Annotated in this window: 1 protein-coding gene; it reads left to right on the top strand. The window is 62.2% G+C overall.

Going from position 1 to position 1,426, the window contains the following annotated elements; all coding sequences use genetic code 11:
• Nucleotides 1-292: 292 nt before the first annotated feature.
• Nucleotides 293-1,426, top strand: a 1,134-nt coding sequence (locus QZH66_RS16050) for an ATP-binding cassette domain-containing protein (protein WP_305806890.1), incomplete at its 3' end; no start/stop codon positions are given.

Raw genomic sequence — 1,426 nt, 5'->3', positions numbered from 1 at the left:
GCTTTCATGATGGCCGGGGCCAGGTTCAGATCGTCAAATGTCATGGAATGAGACGCGCCCATCCGGGCGCTGGGTATCGGCCTGTCGTGGCAGCTGGGTGGCTGCCGAGCCAGTGTTAGGCTGATGAGGTTCAAAGGTGGGAGCCGGCAATCGCTTGCGTCGTCCCCAGCAAACTGCTGATATTGCGCACAACTGGAGTGCACAACTGAGGATATTGTCGCATGAGTCGATAATCGGGGTTTGCGCGCGCAACCCTGCGCCCGCTTTTGCTTTTGTAGGTTTGATTACATCGATGGCCCAATACGTCTATTCCATGAACCGTGTCAGCAAGACCGTGCCGCCCAAGCGGCAGCTCTTGAAAGACATCTCGCTCTCGTTTTTTCCTGGCGCCAAGATCGGCGTGCTCGGCCTGAACGGCTCGGGCAAGTCCACCCTGCTCAAGATCANCGTGCCGCCCAAGCGGCAGCTCTTGAAAGACATCTCGCTCTCGTTTTTTCCTGGCGCCAAGATCGGCGTGCTCGGCCTGAACGGCTCGGGCAAGTCCACCCTGCTCAAGATCATGGCCGGGGTCGACAAGGAATTCGAGGGCGAGGCGCTACCGATGCCGGGGCTGACCATCGGCTACCTGGAGCAGGAGCCCAAGCTCAACGACGAGCACACGGTGCGCGAATCGGTCGAAGAGTCGATGGGCGCGGTGTTTGCCGCCAAGGCGCGCCTCGAAGAGGTGTACATCGCCTATGGCGATGAAGACGCCGACTTTGACGCGCTGGCGGCCGAGCAGGCCCAGCTCGAAGCCATCATCGCCACGGCCGGCACCGACTCCGAGCACCAGCTGGAAATCGCCGCCGACGCGCTGCGCCTGCCGCCGTGGGACGCCAAGATCGGCCTGCTGTCCGGTGGCGAGAAGCGCCGCGTGGCACTGTGCCGCCTGCTGCTGTCCAAGCCCGACATGCTGCTGCTCGATGAGCCGACCAACCACCTGGACGCCGAGTCGGTCGAGTGGCTGGAAGTGTTCCTCAAGCGCTTTACCGGCACCGTGGTGGCCATCACCCACGACCGCTACTTCCTCGACAACGCCGCCGAGTGGATTCTGGAAATGGACCGCGGCCGCGGCATTCCATGGAAGGGCAACTACAGCACCTGGCTGGAGCAAAAGGGCGACCGCCTGGCGCAGGAGCAAAAGAGCGAAGAAGCCCACGCCAAGGCCTTGAAGAAGGAGCTCGAATGGTCGCGCCAGAACCCCAAGGCACGCCAGGCCAAGAGCAAGTCGCGCCTGGCCCGCTTTGAGGAGCTGAGCGACTTCGAATACCAGCGGCGCAACGAAACGCAGGAAATCTTCATCCCCGTGGCCGACCGCCTGGGCAACCAGGTGTTCGAGTTCAAGAACGTCAGCAAGTCGTTTGGCGACCGCCTGCTGATCGACAAC

Origin of the sequence: Stenotrophomonas sp. YIM B06876 (assembly GCF_030711595.1) — a bacterium.
Lineage (GTDB): Bacteria > Pseudomonadota > Gammaproteobacteria > Xanthomonadales > Xanthomonadaceae > Stenotrophomonas.
Note: the sequence above shows the minus strand (reverse complement) of the source record. Positions and strands in the feature narration are given on the sequence as shown.